We start from the raw sequence: 23,539 nt of genomic DNA on the forward strand, positions 1-23,539 counted from the left end.
AGCTCGTATCATAAAAGCTCGTATCATAAACTATAAAAAAACAGTCGGATGCCTATGCATTCCGACTGTTTTTGTTTTTAGATTCTAGGTTTTACTCTGGTCGTACTTTATTTTACTTTAGTTTATTCCTATGCTCTTGCTTCGCTTCTATTCAAAGTAATACGTAACGTCTGAATTACTTGCTGTAGGAATCAGATACATAAAGCTTGGGTCCACTTGCAAGTATATGGTCAGATCGGACACGCCGAGATTGGGAACGGTCAGACTGAACCGACCATTAGCATCCAGCTTCACCGTTTCAGTGCGAATATGTTTTTCGTCAGGTGAAGGACCGTGGATCTGGAATGAGAATGTTTTGCCTGTATAAGCCGTGAGTGTTCCCCGTACTTTCAGCGTACGATCCGCTGTATATTCGAACTGCATTAGATGGTTATCCAGGTAATCCTCGTTCCCCGTATCCGGGTCCTGGGGCTCTGTTCCAGGGTCTTGTGGTTCTGTCCCAGGATTCTGTGGATCAGTTACAGGCTCTTGTGAAGGATTGATAACCGAGAAGAAACGTGTCTGATATGAAATTTCTGCTTTGGACCCGTCTTTCTTTTTCAAACCGGTTATGCGAACGTTGAACGTGTCGCCTGCCTTCAAGGATTTCAAATTATCTGGGCGGAAAATAACAGCATAGTTATACCCATAACCATCGGAATTTACATTGAAATAGGCCTTTGCAGGATCACTGCTAACCGGGTTTTTTGCTCCCAGTACCCAAGTTTTCTGATCCGATGAACGCACGATCTCCACCTGTACCTCCGATTTGGAAGGCTTCGCGAAGACGTCCGGATTCAGCTGTGCAGACCAAGCTTGTGACACATTGAATGCCTCAATCGGGAATGCCCCTTTGTTAGGATACAAGTTGTAATTGTAATTGAGTTTTCCTGAACGGCTTGTATCCATCACTTGCATGGTGCTGAAGTGGCTCGCATAGTTTTTGTTGTCCCGGGATGCAATCCCGAAACCGACTTTCTTCAGTTGCGGACTCAAAATCCAGCGACGATGGCCGAGTGCAGCAATGTTACTGGAATCCGAATCATCCATATAAGCTTCTACGCTTTTGACTGCAAGGTTTCCTTGAGCACCATAGGAAGCGTACAGGTTGGAGCTTGAAGCCGATTTGGCTCCCAGATCAAAAAAGTCTTTTGGCATATCTACCGGACGAGCTGGGAAGTGAGTCAATTCTCCGGTAGAAACAACGACTGCTCCATGTTGGGCTTGACGATTGAGAGCAGCATCGAGAATGAGATCTCCATCCAAACCGGAGAGATAACGATAGAAGTTGGCTGCACCTAGGGCCTGCTCTAATGTGGAATCACTTACTACACCAGCGACATAAGGTGCCTTGGTCGAAGGATTCTGAGTGAATGTAGCAGTTTGGTCCTTGCCACTCATCCATTGCGTCCATTTCTGACTGATTTCTTGCTCACTTCGCTCAGGCAGCAGACTATCGACAGGGGCAGCAGCGATCTGCTGGGTCCCCAGCAGCATGAATAACAGGCCTGCCAGAGGAAGAGAGAGTAACGAGCGGATGTACTTTTTTTGAATAAACATGTTCTAATCTCCTTCTAGTAAAAAAATATTATTATGTATTCGATGTATATTATCGACATTAAAGGTATAATTCGTTAGTTTAATGAATGCAATTGTTTATTCGAATTCAGCGATTTTTCAGCCAGAGCCATTATAATACTCACGGAATCCTGTAATCGAAAAGGAGTTTTTGCATGTCTAAGATGCTGCATAAGTCGTTTTATCTCATTTTGCTCGTGTTTGTTGCGGTGTTTATTGCTTCGTCCTTATTGGTTCGGGCACAGTACAACTACGCCTTGTATGGGGACAATCCCATTTTGGGCATGCAACAGTGGAGTATTTTTCTCCCGGTCATTCTTTTGCTTCTTGGTTCAGGTGTCGGGTTATATGCGCTGTGTCTGAAACTGAACAAATACAGCCCGAAGGTTGTCATTCCGATTGTGCTGTTATGTTCTCTGGTCATTCAGGTCATCATCATTTTTGTATTTCCGAGAGTGCCCACGGATGATTCGCAGACCGTTCTTTCACTTGCCATGAACATGCTGTATGACCAAGACTACTCTTCGTTTGAAACGGGTGGTTATCTGCACATGTTCCCGTTTAACTACTCGATCGTGTTGTACCTGAAGACATTGCTGTACCTGTTCCCGGACAACTATCTGGTCATCAAACTATTTAATATTTTGTTTTCAACGTTAACGACGTTCATGATTTATCTTATCTACAAACAAGTGAACGACAGATCCACGGAACGTGATTACGGTGTGTTAATCTTTGCAGCCACGTACCTGCCTTCCTTATTCCTGAACAACCTGATCTATAATGATGTGATTGCCACAGCATTCCTGATATCGTGTCTATACTTTATCATTCGTTTTGTACGTGAAAAGTCTTGGAAAACAATCGTCATTGCCGCCGTTTTTCTTGCGATGGCTAATTACTTCCGAAGCATCGGCGTGATCGTGCTAATTGCTGCCATCATAACTATCCTGCTGAATATGCGGAGCATCGGAATGAAGAAAGTCATCATTTCCATCGGTGTGTTGGGTATGTTGTTTAATGTCCCAACCTGGACTCAGAACGCGGTTCTTCAATCCTCTGGAGCTGTGAGCGAACCTGTTGGAGAGAACTCTGCACCGGTCTATATGTGGCTGAATATGGGGATTAATCTGGAGCGTTTTGGCTTCTGGGACAATATGGAGAGTTATCAGATCTATCAGAGGCAGGCCAACTACAATAAGGCTGAGAGCGCAGATTTATTCAAACAAGAGATTGGCAAGAAGCTGTATGAAGCAAGTGCGAGTGACTTGGTGCAGATGTATTACAAAAAGATCATATGGACCTGGACCGAAGGGACATACCAGATGGATCGATACGGAATCGGCAATGAAAGTTCCATGGGTGCCGGAAGAGGAAGGGGAGGCGGAATCGCAGGCTCCTATAGTTACACGAATGTGATAACAGAACTGTTGCAGGGGGATTCGGCTTATCGGACGGGGTTACTCTGGATCGTATATGTGATGAATTTCTTGATGTACTGTTTTATTTTCATCCGGTTGGTCGGTGGAATTCGTCGTAAACGGTATGACGAAGTTTCATTGATCCTGGTTATTCTCGGATTCATCGGGTTTTATATTCTGTGGGAGATTAAGTCCAGATACATCTATCCTGTATATCCGCTGTTGGTTGTTCTGTCCTATATGGGGTTCAAAGATACGTATGACTTCATATTCCATCGTAAAGGTACCTTGGAGCAATATTCCCTGAGAAAAAGGTGAGCATATGCGAAAAAATAAATATTTCACATCGGTTACGTCACTCCTGCTGATGGGATGTTTGGTTATGCTGACGGCCTGCGATGTTATAACCGCCCAGAATATTACCAACACCGGTTCTGTGCAAGGCATGAATGGATTCGGCATGCCGAATGGTGGTGGCCTGGGCATGAATGGAGGGACACCGAGAGGTGGAAGGGGCGGCACGGGTATGAATGACCGTACAGGCAGTCCGGACATGACGCAGGGGATGATGAATGCCGACATGATAGGTAGAGTTATTTCTGTGAATGGAAACACAGTCACGTTAGCGTTACTTGAGGTGCAGGACACCTCATCCCCAGGCATGGAATGGAAGGATACCGGAATGGAGATGAAATTAAATATAAATGATGATGTTGCTATCACGGAAGGTATGGGGACGCCGCGCTCGGGCAGTTCCAGCTCACGTGCGAATTCGTCCATTCAAGTGTCTGATCTTCAAAAAGAAAACATCGTGATGGTGTGGTATAAGGACAACACCGAGACGGTGGAACGGGTGATGGTTGTCCAGTAAAAAATGATGGGATTATCGTCATTTTGTAATTGCTTACATTTGGCTTATCGGCTATTATGGAAACAACTGGTTTTTTGAAGGGAGTGAGCGTCATGAAACGACGGTCTAAGATGGTATGTTCCATTACTACAATGAAGGTAAGCATAAACTGAATAATTCCGGCAGATCATTCAGATACAGTGTGGGACACATCCAGTTTCCCAGTCGATCTGAGATCTGCTGATATATAGGGATATAACTGCTCATTTTTTCTGGCGTATGCGAGGTTTATTTGCTTGTGCAAATTTCTCATACACTCAGAATTTTAAAAGCCGCAGGCATAGCCTGCGGCTTTTTGCGCGCAAAAATAGGCATTCGTTGGCTACGAGCAATCCACATGAAATGATCAAAAAGGAGAAATGCCCATGTTAAATTTAAAATATTTATTTCAACATAATGATCTTGCCGCGATGATTTTAAAGAATTGGAGTTATGATCCTGAGTCGCTGGACATGTTTCAGTATTATCGTATATCCTCCAATGCCGTGTATCCGTTCAGAGATCAGGGAGAAGTGAGATTGCTTCGATTTGCCCCGGTAGAGGAAAAAAATCGAGTCAACCTCAGCGCTGAACTGGAGTTCCTCCGTTATCTTCGAACGAATCAGTATGGAGGCATGGAGGTGGTACCTTCTCATTCAGGAACAGAACTTGTAGAAGCTCATACGCCATGGGGAGTGTACTATGCTTCCGTATTCAAGCGAGTACCTGGATCGCAGTTAGGAAGTATTGATTTGAATGACTCCATCCTGTACAGCTATGGTCAGGCATTGGGTGAGCTGCATCATCTATCGCGCGCATTCATGCCTGAGCAGAAGGAGAAACGCTGGACCTATAAGGATGTTTTGAATTGGATGCAGGAGATCTTGAAGGGTTTTCCTGGTGAAACGGCTGCTCTGAACGAGGTGGAGTTTCTCCGAACATATTTTGCGACTTGGCCGATGACCCAGCAAAATTTCGGACTCATCCACTACGATTTTGAATTGGATAATGTCTTCTATGACGAAGATAGCCAGTCTTGTTATGCCATTGATTTTGATGACTCGATGTATCACTGGTACGCGATGGACGTGGAACAGAGTCTGGATAGTTTACGTGAGGAGATCGAGCCTGAACAATGGGAGCAGAAGAAACAATTGTTCCTGAATGGTTACTGGTCCGAGGCAGGAGAACGTTATGATCTGGAGAGTATGTTCCCCGCTTGTCGCCGTTTTGCCAACTTGTACGGTTATGTGCGTATGCTTCAATCTGTTGCAGAGCAGTGGTCATATGAGCCGGAGTGGATGAGTGGATTAAGAGCGAGGTTAGCGAGGATAATGAATGAAAAGGCAGAGCAATTTGGTCATCCGATTTAAAGTCTACACTTAAAAAGTTATATCCACCAATAATTGAACACTGAACATTGAACGTATGTCATGTCTCATATCAAAATCAGTCCTCATAACAAACAAACCAGCTGGGAATTCAATGTAGAATTCCTAAGCTGGTTTTTACATGTTACTCGGTATAATCACTTATCGCAGTTCGCCCTGCCTCTACACTGATCCAGTAGGAATAATCTTCGCGTACGTCCACATAGAGGTTAAGTTCCTTCGCATCAAGGTTACTTACCGTGAGTTTAAAATTGCCATAGGCATCCGTTGTAACCTGCTGCGTCTGGATGTGTTCTACAGCAGGCGAAGGACCATGGATTTTAATCGGCATCGTCTGGTTGGCATACGCCGGGAACGTACCTTGAAGGACCAACGTGTGATCGTCAGAATATACTGCTTTCATGGTCTGATCCGGTAGTCCACCGTTCTTTTCATTCTCGGTAGCTTCAGTGGCATTCTTAGGTCTGCTCCATAGTTCGAAGCCTTTTTCCTTCAGGTTCTGGAGAAAAACAACGGCCTCTGCCCGGGTCAAGGATTCTTGTCCCGCATAACCTTGCACCGTAGCTGCCGTTTTGCCTGAAGAGTATCCCATGTTCAGCAGATACCGGATGGCATCGTCATCCTGGGTATAATTTTTACCGCCAAGCCCCGCCACGATTACGGCTACTTCTGTTCGGTTCAAGGCATGATTGCGCATCTTCGGATTCTGTTTGCTGGCATCCAGATTCAGATTCAACGCGGAAGCATAGGTATAATAACGATCACTCCAGATGTTTCCTTTGATAGCTTGTCCTTCTGCAGCATCAATGCTCTGAATGACATGGGAATTCGCATACAGCTTAAACAACATGGAGAGGAATTCGGCTTCACTGACCTGATTGTTGGGTTTGAACGTTCCATCCTCGTATCCACTGACCATCTCCTGTTGGACGGCCCATTGAATGGCATCTTTCGCCCAATGTGTACGGACATCAGTTAATTGGGGAATTCCCGTTACCGTAACAGAGACAACCGCTTCTTTCCCTTCAAAACGAATCCGAATTTCGGCTTTACCGGCCTGAAGTCCGACTATTTTTCCATCCTTGATGGCAATGCGATCTGACGTCGTGGTGAAGGAAACGTTAGATTGTGGAACATAGGATGTTCCGTTATCATTCACTGCAGTGATTGAAGGCAGATCAATCTGTTCTCCTGCTCGTACGTTCAGGTTTTGTTGTCCTGGCGTTATACGGGTAAGAGTGGCATCTTGAACACCGTCAACATGGAAGAAACGTGTGGAGTATGAGATCTCCGCTGCTGTACCATTTTTCTTTTGCAGACCTGTAATTCGAATGTCGAACGTATCGCCGTTCTTTAACAATTGCACATCGTCCGGACGGAAGATGATGGCGTAGCCATATCCATATCCACCTGTCTCTACATTGAAATAGGCTTGATTAAACCATTGTTTATCCGCAGGGTCCACGTTGTAATAACCGGTTGGAAAGCCACTGTTCTGATTCTTGGCATTAAAGGTCCACGTACGTTGATCGGAAGTCCGAGTCATCTCGACCTGTACCTCAGATAGTGATGGTTTCGCGAATACATCTGTATTCAGTTGAACAGACCAGGCCTGTGTACTGCCAAAGGCTTCGATTGGAAATGCGCCCTGATTCGGGAACAGGCTGTAGTTGAACGAAGTTCCACCAGTTCTGCTTTTATCAAATACCTGCATGGCACTATAGTACTGATCATATGTCTTGCCTGCTTCACTACGAGTGGCGAGTCCAAATCCGATTCGTTGCAGTTGTGGACTCAAAATCCAGCGCCGATGACCGAGTCGATCAATATTGGAGGCGTCTGAATCATTCATGTAGGCCTGTATGCTTTTTGTCAGGACGTTATTCTTGGCACTGCTGGTAACGTACAGATTGGAGCTGCTGGCAGACTTTGAACCGGTGTCAAAGAAATCCTTTGGCATATCTCCTGGCTGCTCTGGATAATGGGACAGGTATCCACCCGTGGAGACCACAACAGCCCCATGCTGGGCTTGACGATTCAAGGTAGGATCAAGGACAAGATCGCCCTGTAGCCCCGTGATAAAACGATAAAAGTTGGCTGCGTTCAGCCCTTGTTCCAGATAGGCGTCACTTACCACACCAGCAGAGTAGGGAGCACTTGTCGAAGGTGTCTCTGTATACAGGGGAGATGTATCATTGCCATTCATCCACTGATTCCACTTTTGAACGATCTCCTGCTGACTTCGCTCAGGCAACAAACTGTCGACCTGTTCCGCATGTGCAGCTTGAGCACCCCATAACAGAAACAGCAGACCTGCCAAGGGCAGAGCGAACAACGAATGCATTTTATTTTTCCGGTAAACCATGTTTCCAACCCCTCTCATATCTGAACGTACAAAGAACATATGCATGTACAGCATTATGGTATATTCATCGACATTACAGCTGGTTTTGCTTAGAGCCAGACATGGGAAGATAAGGCCGAGCGTATGAAGGAGGGGGGAAATTAGGCAGTTGGTGATTCATCTGTGAAAAAAAGAGCACAGGCTACCCCGCTGATTCGGGACAGCTTATGCTCTTTCTACATATGTATCTACTTTTTAGTCGAGACTCAGGTCGAAATCAGGCTCACACATATAATCTAATGGGTACAGATCATCTCGTGCCGAGATTAATGCACGGAAATGCAGATCCCTGATACCGTGCTCAGTTGCACTTTCATCTGAGCGATTGGAAACAAGTTCAGCTACCACAAAAACGTCTTCTGCGAGGTTACATTTAAAAAGAACATTTTTCGGATGAATGACTTCCTCCAGGTAACTATACGTCATCACGTGAAATGTTTGTCCACGCCAGTTTGTCTTGATCACTTTATAGGATTGCGTTCGCACCAGATCCAAATAACGTTCCAGCTGGAACGTATGTTCAAATTGCGTAATATAACCTTTTTTGTCCACATCAATCGTAAACTCCACATCATAGCTCACATGCATTTCATCTTTATAAGATCCGTTCATGACCTTCATGTTGTCAAAGTGTGATCCGAATTCCGGATCTTCCACATAGGGAATGGTAACGAGTTCAGGATCAACATGATCTGTAATTTGGCTGTTACTGGAAGGTGGGGTGTAATACTTCGATGGCTGAAGATCAATTGATCCAATCATGCTTCCTGGGAAACCGGGGCTGCAAGTTATTCGCATAGTCATCTCCTTAGTTGTTGGTCAGTAGTTAGACGAACGAGTAAGAATAAAGTTGCACCAGAATAAGGAAATGAAGGACGGGAAGAACCCAGTATGTCTATCTCCCAAAACATCGAGCAGGAACGAATGGTAGGCAAGTATTCTTTTAAGTCATGAATCGCACGTCTACTTCTGTTCCTGCTACTTTCATATGAACAGGAGTACTGGCACTATTTCCAATCTACTTACTCTTTTGATACAGTATCTGTAGGACATATCGGAGGTATATATTATGTATGGAACAATGTTTTCATGAATGGGTCATGGAGAACCGTGCCCCATATCGCTCTCGAAGAGGAATCCATCTAATGAATGTGAATGAACATGTGATCGAACAACAGTCCCTTACCTTTGTGGGCGTCAAACGAACGTTCTCTTGTGTGGATGGTGAGAATCTAAGAGAAATTCCTAAGATGTGGCAGGATGCATTGGCAGACGGAATTGAGGGACGTTTAAACGGGTTCAATAACGGAGCTATTCCCGGTCTGGTGGGCATCTGTGTAGATCAGCGAGAGCTGCAGGACAATCAAATGGAGTACTGGATTGCTACCTCTCACTCAGGTGAAGTGCCTGAAGGTTTGGTGTCCATCGAACTTCCCGCGTCCCATTGGGTTGTATTTGAGGCCGATGAATTAGAGCCGGAGGCGATACAACGCTTGTGGCGCCATATTATGACAGAGTGGTTTCCTTCCACTTCATATAAGCATGCAGGGATTCCGGAACTTGAAGTGTATAGAGGTCACGGCACACCTCCCCAAATCTGGATACCCGTAAAATCACTATAAGGGGTTGTTCAAAAAGTCCGCTTTTGATTACTAAGGATGCCTGGGGGCATCATCAGCATCGAATATGGAATTCAGCCGAAATGTCCGTTGCTCACGTAGTTATCCCTACGCTCCGCTACTCCATTTCTAGCTTCATCCCATCTTCTCGGTACTGAAAACCACTCTTTTTGAACAGGTATTATAAGCAAAATTGAATTAGGAGGTCTACGATGTTATCCAATAAAGTAATTGATCATTGCCAGGAGCAAGGCTGGTGGCATGAAGATGTTCCAGCAGCATACGAAGAAGCATTGCAAAAGCTGGAGATTGATCTTCAGTCGGATTTCGCACAATTTTATTTACATGCAGAGGATGGACCGACTTTTTACAGCAGGCATCAGGAGTTGTATCAGATCTGCTGGTTTATGGAGAACACCGTATATATGGAAGACATGAATGTAGCACAGCTTACACTGGGACTTCCCGAGGCGTATATTCCACTGGACAGTTTTGAAGGTGAAGGTGGATTTTTCTACAACCGTCAGACGGGAGAAGTGGTGCTGGTGGAACTGGGCGAATCGATTGAACGGTTTCTTAATGGTGAGAGTGAGCCACAGTGGGCTGATTTCAATGCTTTTCTGGAGTGGTATTTCGTCCTGGAGGAGGAGACGGTGCAATGAAAGATCTGACACCGGAACATGCCGAACTGGAGCGACAAATTGTAGAAACGGTAGAAGCCGGTAATGTGCTGGATGAGACGCAACAACATGAACAAGCACTTATCTATTATGATCAGGCATGGGGCATGTTGCCCGAGCCGAAGATGGAATGGGAGATTGCAAGCTGGATCGCATCCTGTCATGCGAATGCACATATCGATCTGAAGCAATATGAACTGGCGAAGCCGTGGGCTGAGATATCGTTAAGTACGCGGAGTTCGGATAGAAGTACGAGTCCGTTGATCGATCTCGGCATGATCTGCATGAGACTTGAACAGCATGACGAGGCGTATTCGTATCTGCATCAGGCGTATGAGTTCGGCAAAGAGCGGGCATTCCAGGGAAGCCCAAGGGACGTGTTGAACTATTATAAGGAAGAGCGCGCCAAGCGTACCTAGAGTGATTCCGACCATACCATGAAACAAAAAGGGTACCCCGGTTTGGCCAAACATGACCACAGGAGTACCCTTTCGAGTTGAATATTCGTTTATTACTTATTACAGGATGTTCCACTTCATCTAATCCGAAATGTTGCGCGTATAGTATTCAATAATATCCTTACGACGGATAATACCGAGGAAGACACGATCGACATCCACCACAGGCACAAAATTTTGGTCTGCTGCAAGTGTCAGCATATCCTCCATTTCAGCCTCAATGAATACACATTCATTATATACCCGATTGTTAATCTCATGGACTTGGACCTGATCCATCGTGTCAAAAGTCAATCCGGGTGTATTTCGCATTTTCCATAACAAATCGCCTTCGGACAGGGTAGCAACATATTTTCCATCCTGGTCAATCACGGGAATGGCGGTGTAGTGTTGCGATTCCAATTGCTCAATAGCATCTTTCATGGAAGCGGTAGACTTGATATAGGCCACTTCGGCTTTGGGGAGTAAAAAATAGCTGATTTCCATCATCGGGCTCCTTTTCAGCCTTTTGCATAGCAAAAAAGCTTTAGTATGTAATCTCACTCTTCTTATTTAAACATATTATGTGAGCTTTCGGCTATTTTTAATGATAAATTCGTCAGATTTGTTTCATTGTTTAAATGGCTCTGGAAATCTATAGTGTATATTAGAGGTGATGTAACCATGAAATCCAAACGTAAATTAATGTACGGACTGCTGCCCATCTTGTTTGCAGGTGGAATCGGAATGTATCTATACATGCAGAATAATAAAGAAGCAGAGGCCAAGCCCCAAACTACCGTGAATCAGTACATAGAGCATCTGCAAAAAAAAGAGTTTGACCAGTTGTACACCTTGATGACACCTGCTTCGCTGCAAGAGTCGGGCATGAACAAGGAACAATTTGTTGAGAAATACAATGCGATCTATTCGGGTATGGAAGTATCCACCGTCAAGGCGGAGGTTAAACCTGTGGAAGTTGCCGAAACGGCTTCCGATGGCAGTAAGACCGATGCAGAGAAACAAAACCCGGATACGTATGAGGTGGATTACAACCTGAAACTGACAACTTTTTTGGGAGAAGTCAGTGAGACGCATACATTGAAACTGGTCCGGCAAGAGCTTGAGGACGGGGGCAAAAACTGGCAAATAAACTGGCAGCCTTCACTGATTCTGAATGACATGGTTAAGGGTAGTAAGGTACGAGTGAGGACACTGTTCCCGGATCGTGGAGACATTGTGGATCGTGATGGTTTGCCGCTCGCTACCAAGGGCACGATGAATGAATGGGGCATTGTACCTGAGAAACTTGGTGATAACCCGGACCAGATGATTGCTCGAATCGCGAGCCATTATCAGGTTTCGGAAGATGCCATACATAAGGCGCTTGCGCAGACATGGGTGAAGCCGGAGTATTTTGTCCCGATTGGTTCAACGGAGGAGTTTGACGTACCAGAATCTTTAAGCGGGGTTACGATGCAAAGCAAGGAAATCCGCTATTATCCACTCGGCGAGGCAGCTGCGCACCTGATTGGTTACGTGCGTAAAGCCACCAAGGAAGATCTGGATAAGGATACGGAAGGGTATTATCGCGCAGAAGATTGGATTGGTAAAGCGGGTTTGGAGCAGTCCATGGAGAAACAGCTGCGTGGTGAACGTGGTGGTCTGATTGAAATCACCGATGAATCCGGTAACTCTCGTTCTGAGCTTATTCGCAAGGATGCTGTAGATGGACAGAATGTTCAGCTGACGATTAGCTCCAAACAGCAAAAGAAATTATATCAGACATTATCCAGTGGTGGAGACGCCGGTGCAATGGTTCTAATGAATCCGACGGACGGCAATCTGCTGGCGTTGGTCAGTGCACCTTCCTATAACCCGAACAAAATGGTCACAGGACTTACACAGGCAGAGTGGGATGCTTATTCGGCGAATGAGAAGCTTCCTTTTATCAACAGAGTCACTACCCGGTATGCACCAGGATCAACCTTCAAAGCGATTACAGCCGCAGCGGGACTGATGGAGAAGGTGACTACAGCGGACAAAACACATGATATCTCTGGCTTGCAATGGCGTAAAGACGATAGTTGGGGCGGTTATTATGTCAAGCGTGTGAAGAGTTTATCTCCGGTTAACATGGTTGATGCACTGGTATACTCGGATAATATTTACTTTGCCATGGAAGCGATTGAGATGGGCAGCGCCAAGTTTATTGATGGGATTCAGAAGTTTGGTTTTGGTGATAACTTTGGACTGGATGAAATGTATCTGAAGCCAAGCCAATATGCCAATGAAGCACATCTGGATCTGTCGTCTGAGGTGTTACTCGCTGATACGTCTTACGGGCAAGGGGAAATGTTAATGTCCCCGATTCATCTTGCAGCGTCATTTACACCTTTTATTAATGAAGGGAAGCTGGTGAAACCTGTTCTGATCGAGGGAAAAGAAAGCACTAACCCTGAGGTAATTATTACTCCGGAAGCCGCAAATACGGTTAAGGATGCTTTGGGAGAAGTTGTTTCCCGGCAGGGAGGCACCGCCCACACCTTGAATTCAGTTCCTGGAGGACTCGCGGGCAAGACGGGAACAGCGGAGCTGAAAGCGAAGAAGGGAGAGAAGGGGCAGGAAAACGGATTTTTCGTAGTATTTGATACCGATTCTCCGACCTTCCTGTTATCCGCTGTCATTGAAGAGGTGAACGGCCGGGGCGGAAGCCACTATGTCGTGGATAAATTAAAGCCTTTTTTGGAAAAGTTGGAGATTTCGCAGTAACTCTGATTTAATATATAGCCTCGCAAGCATAATAAATGGCCCGGTCACCATGTTATGGTTCTCACATGTGACCGGGCCTTTTTTGGTTTCATTTTATCATTTATTTCCTTGCAGTGATCATGAAGCGTGCAGAGTTGGTACGAATGCCCTTCTCGTCGTGATGTTCTTTCACAAACTGCTGGAATCGCTCGAAGTCAGTGTCTACCTTTCCGAAATCAGGAATGATGGGTGCATGGGTTAGGAGAAACATCAAATCTTCGGGTGTAGCGTAATGCTCCACCACATTATATTCACGGGCCTGAATGTCATGGAAACCTGCTTTTTGAAGTTCATGTCTGTACCGTTCCATCAATGTACCAGGTTGAATGCCAAGGCTCTGTCCACGGCCAATAGATTCTGAGATGTTGGATTTATCGTGTTCGCTGACCTGCTGGGTTAGAAATATCCCGCCATCAGCAAGAACCCTGAATACTTCTGAAGCAGAGAATCCGGAGTGTCTGGAAGATACCACATTAAAGAAGCAATCTGGAAAAGCCAGTTTTTCTGCGTCCATATGAAGAAAGCGTACATTGGAATGACCGCCCGTAGCCTGAAGATTATGCTGTGCGGTCTCAATCATTCCTTGAGCGAGATCAATTCCCACCAGTAATAAGGCTTCTTCCGCAATGGACAGAATAGCTTCTCCGCCACCTGTTCCGATATCTAGCAACAGATCGGACGGTCGTGTATGGCGAACAACTTCCTTATAGAAGTTCCATCCGATTTTCTCCGAGACAACGTTCATGGAGCTGAAGTTCCAGCCATTCGTCCGGCCTACTCGTTCATAAAAGTCAGCGTAATCTATTTTGTTTTTCATTTTCATATTCCTCCAATGTGAGTTTGTTTGAACAGGACAAGAGAGTTGTGCCAAATCGTTCTAGTGTAAATGGTCGAATAGGATCAAATGGGCAGACGTATCCCTTGATAGCTGGTACGCGTTTTGACCCAGCCCGACGACTAATTACTTCGAACAATACGGAGCAACAGCCGGGTCACCTCACAAGTTGGAATGTCTCCATTATATTCAATTGACAGCGTATACGCGAGGTGTTATTTTGAGGTGAAATCTATTCTATGAGTTCGAGGTGATCGATGGTGGCTATTCGTGCTAAGCAGATTTTTGTCAATTTACCTGTTCAAGATTTGAAGAAATCGGTTGAGTTTTTTACCAAGGTGGGGTTTGAGTTTGACGCCAATTTTACGGACGAGTCTGCTACTTGTATGATCATTGGGGAAAATATTTATGTCATGCTTTTGGTGGAGGAACGCTTCCAATCCTTCATCTCGAAAAAAATCTCCAATGCTGCCGATACAACCGAAGTCATCGTTGCCCTGGCTGTAGATAGCCGTGAGCAGGTAGATGTGATTGTACAAGCTGCCCTCGATGCAGGAGGGAAGCCATCCAACGAACCACAAGATCATGGATTCATGTATGGATGGAGTTTTCAGGATCTGGATGATCATCTGTGGGAAGTCTCCTATATGGATCTAAGCGCTTTTCCTTCGGCGTGACAAAATGAAAATAAGTAGAACCTTCCTAATAGTATAATAGGAAGGTTTTTTTGCATCTTTTCTTCATCCATTTATTATCGGAAGTATGCATTCACACATCCCCATGTACATGGACATGAATAGGATAACCCGAGCTTGTTAAAAACGATCACAGGGAGATGACCATGACTCGTTCAAACGTGAAAAGTTATCGCTATCGTGTTGGAAAAAAGCAATATATCGTAATCCAGATTCACCAAACGGCGAAGGGTTATGCTGACTCAGGTAACGTACTTGCAAGTAATGCAGTTAACGTGCAGATTCTGAAACAGAAAGGTCGCCGTTCTTCTCGCAGACGTTAGTCTGGCAGCAGAGAAGAGAAGTGTGGAGGGGGATGAATGATGAGTACACGCAAAAAGAAAGCAAAACAGGTTAACCGGGTGGACGTGGACAAAAGCCGTTTGAAATTCCAGGCACGACAGTCTGCCAAAGCTTCGGTTGGACAGGGCGGTAATGCATTCGCGATCAATGCCAACGAACTGGGCAACATCCGGGTGCGCGCAGGACAGCAGGGCTGAACAGGAGGAGATACCGCGTGTCGGTATCTCCTTTTTCGTTTATGGAAACACCACAGAATTTATCCGGATTACATATGGTGTATTTTACCTTTTTGCTATATGATAAGTGTCGATTCCTGTTGACACTAAGTATCGAAAGATGCCTAAAGCTGATGTACTAAAAAGTTAGAAGGTAAGTATACATACGTTTCTTTTTGATGGAGGGATTAGGATGTATTGTCACATATGTGGGACCAAAAGTAGTCCTGGGGATAGTACGTGCAGAAAGTGTAACACAAAACTGAAAGATGCAAGCTCCACAGAGGAACAGATCTGGGCGGAAACAGCCGTGGGTTTGGAAAAAAGAACAGAAGAAACAGCCGAATTATTATCCCGGCAGCAACAGCCTGCACCCAGACAGAGCAAGACCAGTCAGGGCCGCGCATTTAGTTGGATCATTCCACTGCTACTTGCAGCCGTGATGGGGGCTTTACTAACGTTCTACTACAAGCAGGAGATGAGTATTAATGCGGAGGTGAAAACTCTGCATCAACAGGCGGAACAAGCTGCACTAGAGGGGAAATATAAAGAGGCTCTTCAGCTGCTGGACAGCGCTCTAACGAAACGACCGAACTATGATGCACTTATACAGGATCGGCAAATTACGGCGAAAGCGTTCAATCTGATGAATCAGTTGGATGAGGCATCCATAAGTCTGAAGACAGGAAAGCTGTCCGCAGGAGACAAGACCATTCAAGCTGTAGCCAAAGCGTTGATGGAGCGGGAAGAACCTGTTTTTGCCAAAGTGCGTGCCGCATTCAACAACAGAAAGGTAACGCTGGCCGTATTGAAGGTGAAAAAGGAAATCGACAGTTTGACAACAATTGAGGCACTAGCTGAGAAGCTGGATACCGTATCAAACTTGAAAGGCAAGGAAGCTGAGACGGTAGAGAAGCAAATTGTCGACAAGCTCGCAAGCATAAGTTATAAAGAGGCGGAACAGCAAGTAAAGCAAAAGAATTTCACAACTGCTTTACAAACGGTCGACCAGGGATTGTCCTATGCTCCGGAAAATGAAAAACTGACTTCGTATCGTGAACGGGTGCTCAGTGAAAAAAAGGCATTTGAAAAAGCGGAAGCGGATCGCATTCAATTGGCGGAGCAACAGGCTGCAGAAGAAGATCTGATGAATCGAACGGCGGCAGTAAGTGTCGTGAACGTTGATGCGACGCTTGATATGTACGGGGATCTTTATATTAGCGGTTCATTGATCAATAATGCAACTCGTCCGATCTCTTCCGTTACAGTTTTGATTGATATTTATGATATAGACGGTGTATACCTGGGCCAAACTTATGCAGATGTGTATCCAAGCTGGCTGGATGTAGGTGAAGAAGGTTTCTTTGAAACCTATTATTATGGTGTGTACGAGGAAGCGGAAATCTCTGTTGTGAATGCAACGTGGTATCTCGAATAGGGGGACAGGTTGGAATGGCCAAACGAACATGGAGTACGATCATATCCAGTGCTATTATCATTGGTGCTGGAGCAGGAGGCGTGTTCTGGATACACCAGCATTCAGCAGATCAGTTGCAGGATGGGCCCAGACTGGCAGTTGTTGCCGCTAAGGAAACGGAAAATGCGGCAGCGACGACTGCCTCCAAGCAACCTGTGAAGAAAACACGCAAACAGATTATAGAAGAAAGCCAGAAGAAAGTGGTAACGATCGAGAGTAGCAGCGGATTGGGCTCCGGTTTTATCTACAATGATCAGGGAGATGTCGTGACCAATGCGCATGTGGTGGAGGGGGCGAATGAAGTAACTATTCGGACCTTGAACCATGAGGAATACAAGGGGACGGTTATTGGTATTGGGGATGAAACAGACGTAGCTGTAGTCAGGGTTCCTGATTTGAAAAAAATTAAGCCGTTAATCATCGCCAAATCCAAAGCTGAGACCGGAGACGAGATTCTGGCATTGGGTAGTCCACTTGGGCTAGAGAACACCGTAACAACCGGAATCATCAGTGGATTGGGGCGTAGCTTTGAAATAGCGCCTTACATCTATAGTAACCTCTATCAGATTTCTGCACCAATAACACATGGCAACAGTGGTGGACCACTCATTAGTGCGGAGACTGGTGAAGTGATCGGCATTAATTCGGCGGTCGTGGAACAGGAAGGGGGAATAGGATTCAGTATCCCTATGACTAGTGTGCTCAAGCAGGTGCAGGCGTGGTCCAAAAATCCTTCTGGCACAACGTCGGTACGGACGGCTGGAGATACTAACTTGGGTTCAGCCACTAAGACATTGCAAGCAGAAGGAATTGTAACGGACTTTTATACAAGCCTTAATCTGAGTGATTATGTCACCGCTTATGCACTGCTCGGAAGCGAGTGGCAGAGTGCTACAACATATGCCAAGTTCAGAGAAGGATATCTGAATACAAGTGAAGTGACCATCAGTGAGGTGTCCTCAGTCAATAAAGGCGATGACGAGATGGAAGTGAAGGCAATGATTACAGCAAATGAACGCAAGGATGGGGAATATATACTATCGCAATATCGGGTCGAGTATCAATTGGGTTATGAGAATGGTCAACTGAAAATATTGCATGGTAAAGGTAAAAAAGTGAAATGATTGTGGAGGGAGAGTTGGCCTATGTGCCAACTCTCCTTTTTGATTGCTTATATTCGATGTATCTGTTAAAATACAGAACGAATGTTCAGTATGTATGGGACGGAGTGAAATGGAATGAATATGAATAAAAAGCAACTTCAAACCGAGCAGACCAAGAAAAAACTTGCGGATGCTTCCAAAGCCCTTTTTGTACAAAAAGGTTATAAAGCAACGTCCATTGAGGATATTGTAGCTGCGACGGGCAGCAGTAAAGGCAATATATATTACCATTTTAAAAGTAAGGAAGGTCTGTTCCTCTATCTAATCGATGAGTGGGACCGGGAGTGGGAAGAGAGCTGGGCGGCCAAAGAACATCTCTATCGCACCTCCACGGAAAAGGTTTATGGTTTGGCGGAACAATTAGTTCTGGATGATATGAATCACCCGCTGACGAAGGCAGCTGATGAGTTCTTCACAGGGGAAAAGAAAGAAAATGATATTGAGGAGCGGATCTCCTTAATGTTTGAGCGGCATATTCAATTTAATAAACAAATGATAGAGCAAGGCATTGAGAGCGGTGAGTTCAAAGCAGACAATGTAGATAATCTCGCGCTCATATTGGAAAGTACCATTATTGGTCTTAGTCAGATGTCACGGGGCATGGAGCCAGATCAGGCTCTTGCGTTATACCGCCAGGCCGCCAGTGTATTCTTACATGGGATTGCAAAAGATAAAGATTAAGCAACATTTTGACAACTACGGAGGATGGAATCATGGCATTACTTACACGGAACAGGGGCGCACTGCTGCTGTTAATGTTTAATATTTTTCTTGTTTTTACGGGTATTGGTCTGGTTGTGCCGATCATGCCTGCGTATATGGATCTACTGCATATCACCGGATTCACGGTTGGATTGCTGGTAGCGGCATTTTCCTTCACACAGTTCCTGTTCTCCCCGCTTGCGGGTAGATGGTCGGATACGTGGGGACGTAAGAAAATTATCGTTGGCGGCATGCTGATCTTTGCCGTATCGGAGTTTATGTTTGGTGCGGTCAATGCACCAGTCTTGCTCTTCGCAGCCCGGATGTTAGGTGGTATTGGTGCGGCGATGATCTTCCCGGCGGTTATGGCTTACACCGCAGATATTACAACAGAGGAAGAACGCGGCAAAGGTATGGGATTGATTAATGCAGCGATTACAACCGGATTTATCATCGGTCCGGGAATTGGTGGGTACATCGCGGACTTTGGCATTCGAATTCCGTTCTACGCCGCTGGGGTTGCCGGGTTGCTGGCATCCATCATTACATTGATTATCTTGCCTGAATCTACGCGAAGCACAGGAGAACAAAGTAAACCTGTGGCTGGTGCAGCGAAGGTCAAAGCTCCGGGCATGGTATCCCAATTGCTGAATTCGTACCGTGAACCGTACTTTTTCAGCTTGATTATTGTATTTGTTATGGCATTTGGTCTGGCAAACTACGAGACGGTATTTTCACTGTTTGTGGATCACAAGTTTGGCTTCACGACCAAAGACATTGCATTTATCATTACATTTGGCTCCATCGCGGGTGCGGTTGTGCAAGTATCTCTGATCGGTTGGTTGCTCAATCGATTTGGTGAAAAAATGGTTATATCGGTCTGTCTGTTATTTGTAGCCGTATTTGTACTGTTGACCTTGTTTGTAAGTACGTACTGGATGATTCTTGTCGTAACGTTTATCGTCTTTCTGGGTATGGATATTTTACGTCCGGCGATCAGTACACAGATGTCCAAACTGGCACAAGAACAACAAGGCTTTGTGGCGGGACTGAACTCGGCGTATACCAGTTTGGGGAATATTGCAGGTCCAATCGTAGCTGGAGCACTGTTCGATGTGAATATTAACTATCCTTATGTTTCAGCAGCTGCCGTTCTGGCGATCTGTTTCCTGTTATCCCTGCGGGTACTCAGAGGGACCAAAGCGGTAAAGCAACCGAAGGCTGAAATGTAATTCTATAATTGGAAAAGAAAGCTTGCATATCAATGCATCAACACCAAAAAAGTCGACTACACATGTTTCATGTGCAGTCGACTTTTTTAATAGTTCGGTATTAACGAATTTCTCCATTCGTTTCAATCAGTTTTTGATACCAGTGGAAACTCTGTTTGCGGATACGTCTCAATTCCTTGATATCGAATTCCTCACGATCCACATAGATGAATCCATAACGTTTGCTTGATCCTTGATGTGTGCTAACCAGATCGATCGCAGACCAAGGGCAGAAGCCAAATACATCCACGCCGTCCGTGATCGCCAGTTGAATCTGATCGATATGTTTCTTGAAGAACTCAATACGATACGGATCGTTAACCACGTCGCCTTCCTCCAGTTTATCAAAGGCACCCAGACCATTTTCCGTAACAATCAATGGCAGGTGGTAACGGGAGTAGATCTGGCGAAGGGTAGAGCGGAAGCCGACCGGATCAATTTCCCAGCCAAACTCCGTTTTTTGCAGATTGGGATTCACAGATCCTCTATATGCGCCCGGTTCACCTACGATTTCATGCTGATCTCCTGTATGGGAGAAGTCATTACCATCGTTCAGACTTTCACCAACCGTTTGAGAAGTATAGTAGTTAAACGCAATAAAGTCAGGGTTTCCTTGCGCCAGGATATCCATATCTCCGTCTTCAATGACAGGCGTATATCCTTTCTCTTCGAGATAACTCCAGGCAATATGATTATAACGTCCATATACGGCCATATCGAGATAGAGCCAGTTACGAATGGCAGCATAGTTATCAGCCGCGAGTGTGTCTTCTGGTTTGGAGCTCGCCGGGTAAATTACACCGATATTAGGAGCTGGGCCAATTTTGGCTTCAGGCAGCATTTCATGACATAGCACCATGGCTTTAGCTTGAGCAACCAGCATGTGGTGATTTTGCTGATACAGTGTTTTTTGCGGATCAACAAGTGTTGTATCCAGTGTCCCCAGAGAGCCAGGATGCAGGATCAGCATATTTTGTTCGTTAATGGTCAACCAATATTTGACCCGATCTCCGTAGTTCTCATACAGGGTCTTGGCATATTGTTCAAAAGCATCAATCGTTGCACGGTTGGACCAGCCACCTTTTTCTTCAAGTGCATAAGGAAGATCGAAGTGATACATCGTCACAATGGGTTCAATACCGTATTTAATTAACTCATTAATGAGAGAATCGTAAAAGGCGAGCCCCTTCGGATTCACTTCACCCGCTCCTTGCGGATAGATGCGTGTCCATGCGATGGAGAAGCGGTAGGCTTTAAAGCCCATTTCGGCGAGCAACGCCACATCTTCTTTGTACATATGATAGTGATCACTGGTTACCTTGAAGTCGGTTACGCCTTCCACATGATTGCCCATGTCGATGACAGAAGGGCCTTTGCCATCTTCATTCCAGGCTCCCTCGATCTGATAGGCAGAGGTTGAACCTCCCCAGAAGAAATCTTTAGGAAATGGTTTCAGTTGAGTATGTTTCATGGTTAGTTCCTCCTAAGTTGAATTCATAATATATAAGTTGGGTCAGACAACGAGAGTCAGCAGGACATCATTTTTCTGTACCTGTTCCTGAGTCGTTTCGAACACATCTACTTCTTGCTGCGTTAGGGTCACAATGACAGGTGTTACGGTTTCGTATCCGGCTTCCTTGATCTTATCGATGTCAAACTGGATCAACAGATCGCCCTGTCTGACGATATCCCCTTCCTGAACGACAGGAGAGAAGTGTTTTCCTTTCAGTGCTACTGTGTTGATGCCAATATGAATCAGGATTTCCGTTCCTGCGTTGGTGGTTAGTCCAATGGCATGTCCAGTTGGGAAGAGGGAAGTGACAACACCGTCTACCGGAGCGACAACTTCACCAATCTCAGGGACAATCGCCAAACCTTTGCCCATAGCACCAGTCGAAAAAGCCGGGTCATTAATGGTACTCAGTGCTACGGCTTTACCTGTAAGTGGGCTATAAATTTGTTCTTTCTTGATTTCTGTTGTTTTGGTCTCAGGTACGACAGGAAGCTCTACCGGCGTACTTTCAGCAGATGTGCTGGAGACAGATTCATTTTTCTCGGAAACTGTGTCTTTCGTTTTGCTTTCATAACCAAACATCACCGTTAATACCGCGGCTACCGCAAAGGAGCAGGCAATTGCAATTACGTAGACAACCGTTGGTGTATAGACAGGAATGGCAAATATATTGTGGAACACATAAGCAGTCATTTTAACACCAAAGTGACCATTGATGGCACCGCCGATCGCACCTGCGATAACCACGATAGGAATCACACGTTTATAACGCAGGATCAGACCGTATACGATTGGTTCAGTGACTCCTGCAAGTAAACCTGTAAGGCTGGTCGAGCCAGCAAGAGTGCGCAGGGTTTTGTTTTTTTTCGCTTTCAGGAAAATACCGAAGGCTACACCGATTTGTGCAAATACAGCTGCAGCAGCCATGGCTTCAATTGGATCGCCGCCAACCCCGATATTCTGTATCGTGATTGGAGTGAAGCCCCAGTGGAGTCCGAACACAACCATGAAGGTCATGAATCCACCCAGTACAACCCCTGATAATATACCGCTGACGCCAATGAGCCAAGTTACGCCGGAGGAGATCCAGTCACCTACCGTAGTGCCGAATGGTCCAAAGGCCATTGCGGACAGCGGAACCATAATCATCAGAGCAATCATCGGTACAAGGAACAATTGCAGGTCTTTCAAAATGATTTTCTTGAGTAACTTATCGAGAACAGCGTAGATACTAATCGATATGAAGATTGGGAATACGCTGGCTGAATAATTCATCATCACAACCGGTATACCCAGGAACGATACATCTGAGCCCTTATCCATCAGCCCGGTGAAGCTCGGTTCCATCAGAGCGGCACCAATTACGCCAGCTACATAAGGATTAGCTTTCAGCTTCATACCCAGTGTGATGCCGAGGAAAATGGGCAAGAAATAAAATACAGCGTTGCCGGCAGCAGATAGAATCAGGTATGTGTCACTTGTATCCGACATCCATCCGAGCATGGTCAAGACAGTCAGCAAAGCTTTTAGCATACCTGATCCTGCCATAGCCGGGATTAACGGTGAGAAACTTCCGGATATTATTTCAAAAACTTTGGATAATAGCGAGGTTTTTTCCCCTGTGGACTCACCCGATGAGGAGGAGTCTCCTCCGAAATCCCGGTTTTTCATAATCTCCGCATATACATGAGCCACGTTACTACCGATGACAACCTGGAACTGGCCTCCGCTTTCTACAACGGTAATAATGCCATCGTGTTTCTCAAGCGTTTCACGTTCAGCCTTTTTCGAATCTTTCAGGTCAAATCTCAGCCGGGTCGCACAGTGGACAAGACCATTGATATTGGCTTCTCCGCCGACGAGACGAACGATGTCATCCCCCATTTTTTTATGATCCATGTTCATTCTCCTTTGTTGTTAAGATTGCCTGAAAACAAAAAAATACCTAAACGAATGGCTATGATCATCGGAAAGATGACCTGTTGCCAATCATTTAGGTATCGCCTGCTTGAGCAGTAACAATCCTTGTCGTTAAGTTGTGAGACCTACTATATCTG

The 23,539-nt window shown here is 45.4% G+C and carries 21 protein-coding genes; 14 read left to right on the plus strand and 7 right to left on the minus strand.

Annotated elements, in window-relative coordinates:
- Positions 1-147 precede the first annotated feature (147 nt).
- On the minus strand, positions 148-1,599 hold the full coding sequence (locus tag V6669_RS04205) for a CAP domain-containing protein (RefSeq protein ID WP_338590974.1): 1,452 nt from the start codon (positions 1,597-1,599) through the stop codon (positions 148-150).
- Between the two features lie 173 nt (positions 1,600-1,772).
- Here V6669_RS04205 and V6669_RS04210 point away from each other — a divergent pair, with 173 nt between their 5' ends.
- The 3 genes from V6669_RS04210 to V6669_RS04220 all read left to right on the plus strand — a co-directional run bounded on the left by V6669_RS04210 (position 1,773) and on the right by V6669_RS04220 (position 5,300).
- The gene (locus tag V6669_RS04210; RefSeq protein ID WP_338590976.1) at positions 1,773-3,356 is read left to right on the plus strand and encodes a glycosyltransferase family 39 protein; all 1,584 of its coding nucleotides are present in this window, start codon (positions 1,773-1,775) and stop codon (positions 3,354-3,356) included.
- Positions 3,357-3,360: 4 nt separating this feature from the next.
- Positions 3,361-3,909 carry a hypothetical protein gene (locus tag V6669_RS04215; RefSeq protein WP_338590978.1) on the plus strand — a complete coding sequence of 183 codons (549 nt, stop codon included), beginning with the start codon at positions 3,361-3,363 and terminating at the stop codon, positions 3,907-3,909.
- A 404-nt stretch (positions 3,910-4,313) separates the two neighbouring features.
- Entirely contained in the window at positions 4,314-5,300 is a 987-nt protein-coding gene (locus V6669_RS04220) for a phosphotransferase (protein WP_338590980.1), read from the plus strand.
- A 142-nt stretch (positions 5,301-5,442) separates the two neighbouring features.
- Here V6669_RS04220 and V6669_RS04225 read toward each other — a convergent pair whose 3' ends face one another.
- Both V6669_RS04225 and V6669_RS04230 read right to left on the minus strand, forming a co-directional pair.
- Positions 5,443-7,683: an S-layer homology domain-containing protein gene (locus V6669_RS04225; protein ID WP_338590982.1), complete on the minus strand. Its 2,241-nt coding sequence runs from the start codon at positions 7,681-7,683 to the stop codon at positions 5,443-5,445.
- A 234-nt stretch (positions 7,684-7,917) separates the two neighbouring features.
- A complete protein-coding gene (locus V6669_RS04230; protein WP_338590984.1) occupies positions 7,918-8,520 on the minus strand; it encodes a hypothetical protein in 603 nt (200 codons plus the stop codon).
- 347 nt (positions 8,521-8,867) lie between these two features.
- On the opposite strand from V6669_RS04230, the gene V6669_RS04235 reads away from it, so the two are divergent.
- The 3 genes from V6669_RS04235 to V6669_RS04245 all read left to right on the plus strand — a co-directional run bounded on the left by V6669_RS04235 (position 8,868) and on the right by V6669_RS04245 (position 10,440).
- Positions 8,868-9,344 (plus strand): GyrI-like domain-containing protein, encoded by a 477-nt coding sequence (locus tag V6669_RS04235; RefSeq protein ID WP_338590986.1) that lies wholly within the window; start codon positions 8,868-8,870, stop codon positions 9,342-9,344.
- 209 nt (positions 9,345-9,553) lie between these two features.
- Positions 9,554-10,003 carry a hypothetical protein gene (locus tag V6669_RS04240; RefSeq protein WP_076217251.1) on the plus strand — a complete coding sequence of 150 codons (450 nt, stop codon included), beginning with the start codon at positions 9,554-9,556 and terminating at the stop codon, positions 10,001-10,003.
- Positions 10,000-10,440, plus strand: a complete 441-nt coding sequence (locus V6669_RS04245; protein ID WP_133387315.1) for a hypothetical protein — start codon at positions 10,000-10,002, stop codon at positions 10,438-10,440. Before V6669_RS04240 ends, V6669_RS04245 begins: the two co-directional genes overlap by 4 nt.
- A 120-nt stretch (positions 10,441-10,560) precedes the next feature.
- On the opposite strand, the gene V6669_RS04250 is transcribed toward V6669_RS04245, so the two are convergent.
- Positions 10,561-10,965 carry a CBS domain-containing protein gene (locus tag V6669_RS04250; protein WP_047840578.1) on the minus strand — a complete coding sequence of 135 codons (405 nt, stop codon included), beginning with the start codon at positions 10,963-10,965 and terminating at the stop codon, positions 10,561-10,563.
- 177 nt (positions 10,966-11,142) lie between these two features.
- Between V6669_RS04250 and V6669_RS04255 the strand changes: the two genes are divergently transcribed.
- On the plus strand, positions 11,143-13,230 hold the full coding sequence (locus V6669_RS04255) for a penicillin-binding transpeptidase domain-containing protein (RefSeq protein WP_338590989.1): 2,088 nt from the start codon (positions 11,143-11,145) through the stop codon (positions 13,228-13,230).
- 100 nt (positions 13,231-13,330) lie between these two features.
- On the opposite strand, the gene V6669_RS04260 is transcribed toward V6669_RS04255, so the two are convergent.
- Positions 13,331-14,086 carry a class I SAM-dependent methyltransferase gene (locus V6669_RS04260; RefSeq protein ID WP_338590991.1) on the minus strand — a complete coding sequence of 252 codons (756 nt, stop codon included), beginning with the start codon at positions 14,084-14,086 and terminating at the stop codon, positions 13,331-13,333.
- A 278-nt stretch (positions 14,087-14,364) separates the two neighbouring features.
- Here V6669_RS04260 and V6669_RS04265 point away from each other — a divergent pair, with 278 nt between their 5' ends.
- The 7 genes from V6669_RS04265 to V6669_RS04295 all read left to right on the plus strand — a co-directional run bounded on the left by V6669_RS04265 (position 14,365) and on the right by V6669_RS04295 (position 19,930).
- Positions 14,365-14,781 (plus strand): VOC family protein, encoded by a 417-nt coding sequence (locus V6669_RS04265; protein ID WP_338594832.1) that lies wholly within the window; start codon positions 14,365-14,367, stop codon positions 14,779-14,781.
- 164 nt (positions 14,782-14,945) lie between these two features.
- On the plus strand, positions 14,946-15,122 hold the full coding sequence (locus V6669_RS04270) for a hypothetical protein (RefSeq protein WP_338590993.1): 177 nt from the start codon (positions 14,946-14,948) through the stop codon (positions 15,120-15,122).
- 36 nt (positions 15,123-15,158) lie between these two features.
- Complete coding sequence (locus V6669_RS04275; protein ID WP_310342688.1) at positions 15,159-15,338, plus strand: hypothetical protein; 180 nt, start codon at positions 15,159-15,161, stop codon at positions 15,336-15,338.
- A 328-nt stretch (positions 15,339-15,666) separates the two neighbouring features.
- Entirely contained in the window at positions 15,667-16,794 is a 1,128-nt protein-coding gene (locus tag V6669_RS04280; protein ID WP_338590998.1) for an FxLYD domain-containing protein, read from the plus strand.
- A gap of 14 nt (positions 16,795-16,808) precedes the next feature.
- Positions 16,809-17,957 (plus strand): trypsin-like peptidase domain-containing protein, encoded by a 1,149-nt coding sequence (locus V6669_RS04285; RefSeq protein WP_338591000.1) that lies wholly within the window; start codon positions 16,809-16,811, stop codon positions 17,955-17,957.
- 120 nt (positions 17,958-18,077) lie between these two features.
- Positions 18,078-18,677, plus strand: coding sequence for a TetR family transcriptional regulator C-terminal domain-containing protein (locus tag V6669_RS04290; RefSeq protein ID WP_338594833.1), 600 nt, complete (start codon positions 18,078-18,080; stop codon positions 18,675-18,677).
- A gap of 32 nt (positions 18,678-18,709) precedes the next feature.
- Positions 18,710-19,930 carry an MFS transporter gene (locus tag V6669_RS04295; protein WP_338591003.1) on the plus strand — a complete coding sequence of 407 codons (1,221 nt, stop codon included), beginning with the start codon at positions 18,710-18,712 and terminating at the stop codon, positions 19,928-19,930.
- A gap of 100 nt (positions 19,931-20,030) precedes the next feature.
- Here the strand turns inward: V6669_RS04295 and V6669_RS04300 are convergent, their stop codons facing one another.
- Both V6669_RS04300 and V6669_RS04305 read right to left on the minus strand, forming a co-directional pair.
- On the minus strand, positions 20,031-21,440 hold the full coding sequence (locus V6669_RS04300; RefSeq protein WP_338591005.1) for a glycoside hydrolase family 1 protein: 1,410 nt from the start codon (positions 21,438-21,440) through the stop codon (positions 20,031-20,033).
- A gap of 42 nt (positions 21,441-21,482) precedes the next feature.
- Positions 21,483-23,381 carry a beta-glucoside-specific PTS transporter subunit IIABC gene (locus V6669_RS04305; protein ID WP_338591007.1) on the minus strand — a complete coding sequence of 633 codons (1,899 nt, stop codon included), beginning with the start codon at positions 23,379-23,381 and terminating at the stop codon, positions 21,483-21,485.
- Between the last annotated feature and the right edge of the window lie 158 nt (positions 23,382-23,539).

Source organism: Paenibacillus sp. Y5S-9 (assembly GCF_036894235.1).
Classification (GTDB): Bacteria; Bacillota; Bacilli; order Paenibacillales; family Paenibacillaceae; genus Paenibacillus.

What these genes read in the sequence shown, in the direction of transcription:
- V6669_RS04285 (WP_338591000.1), top strand. Translation starts at nt 16,809, where the DNA reads ATGGCCAAACGAACATGGAGTACGATCATATCCAGTGCTATTATCATT.
- V6669_RS04290 (WP_338594833.1), top strand. Translation starts at nt 18,078, where the DNA reads ATGAATAAAAAGCAACTTCAAACCGAGCAGACCAAGAAAAAACTTGCG.
- V6669_RS04270 (WP_338590993.1), top strand. Translation starts at nt 14,946, where the DNA reads ATGACTCGTTCAAACGTGAAAAGTTATCGCTATCGTGTTGGAAAAAAG.
- V6669_RS04245 (WP_133387315.1), top strand. Translation starts at nt 10,000, where the DNA reads ATGAAAGATCTGACACCGGAACATGCCGAACTGGAGCGACAAATTGTA.
- V6669_RS04240 (WP_076217251.1), top strand. Translation starts at nt 9,554, where the DNA reads ATGTTATCCAATAAAGTAATTGATCATTGCCAGGAGCAAGGCTGGTGG.
- V6669_RS04300 (WP_338591005.1), bottom strand. Translation starts at nt 21,440, where the DNA reads ATGAAACATACTCAACTGAAACCATTTCCTAAAGATTTCTTCTGGGGA.
- V6669_RS04305 (WP_338591007.1), bottom strand. Translation starts at nt 23,381, where the DNA reads ATGGATCATAAAAAAATGGGGGATGACATCGTTCGTCTCGTCGGCGGA.
- V6669_RS04215 (WP_338590978.1), top strand. Translation starts at nt 3,361, where the DNA reads ATGCGAAAAAATAAATATTTCACATCGGTTACGTCACTCCTGCTGATG.
- V6669_RS04230 (WP_338590984.1), bottom strand. Translation starts at nt 8,520, where the DNA reads ATGCGAATAACTTGCAGCCCCGGTTTCCCAGGAAGCATGATTGGATCA.
- V6669_RS04225 (WP_338590982.1), bottom strand. Translation starts at nt 7,683, where the DNA reads ATGGTTTACCGGAAAAATAAAATGCATTCGTTGTTCGCTCTGCCCTTG.
- V6669_RS04255 (WP_338590989.1), top strand. Translation starts at nt 11,143, where the DNA reads ATGAAATCCAAACGTAAATTAATGTACGGACTGCTGCCCATCTTGTTT.
- V6669_RS04260 (WP_338590991.1), bottom strand. Translation starts at nt 14,086, where the DNA reads ATGAAAAACAAAATAGATTACGCTGACTTTTATGAACGAGTAGGCCGG.
- V6669_RS04210 (WP_338590976.1), top strand. Translation starts at nt 1,773, where the DNA reads ATGTCTAAGATGCTGCATAAGTCGTTTTATCTCATTTTGCTCGTGTTT.
- V6669_RS04205 (WP_338590974.1), bottom strand. Translation starts at nt 1,599, where the DNA reads ATGTTTATTCAAAAAAAGTACATCCGCTCGTTACTCTCTCTTCCTCTG.
- V6669_RS04220 (WP_338590980.1), top strand. Translation starts at nt 4,314, where the DNA reads ATGTTAAATTTAAAATATTTATTTCAACATAATGATCTTGCCGCGATG.
- V6669_RS04235 (WP_338590986.1), top strand. Translation starts at nt 8,868, where the DNA reads ATGAATGTGAATGAACATGTGATCGAACAACAGTCCCTTACCTTTGTG.
- V6669_RS04295 (WP_338591003.1), top strand. Translation starts at nt 18,710, where the DNA reads ATGGCATTACTTACACGGAACAGGGGCGCACTGCTGCTGTTAATGTTT.
- V6669_RS04250 (WP_047840578.1), bottom strand. Translation starts at nt 10,965, where the DNA reads ATGGAAATCAGCTATTTTTTACTCCCCAAAGCCGAAGTGGCCTATATC.
- V6669_RS04275 (WP_310342688.1), top strand. Translation starts at nt 15,159, where the DNA reads ATGATGAGTACACGCAAAAAGAAAGCAAAACAGGTTAACCGGGTGGAC.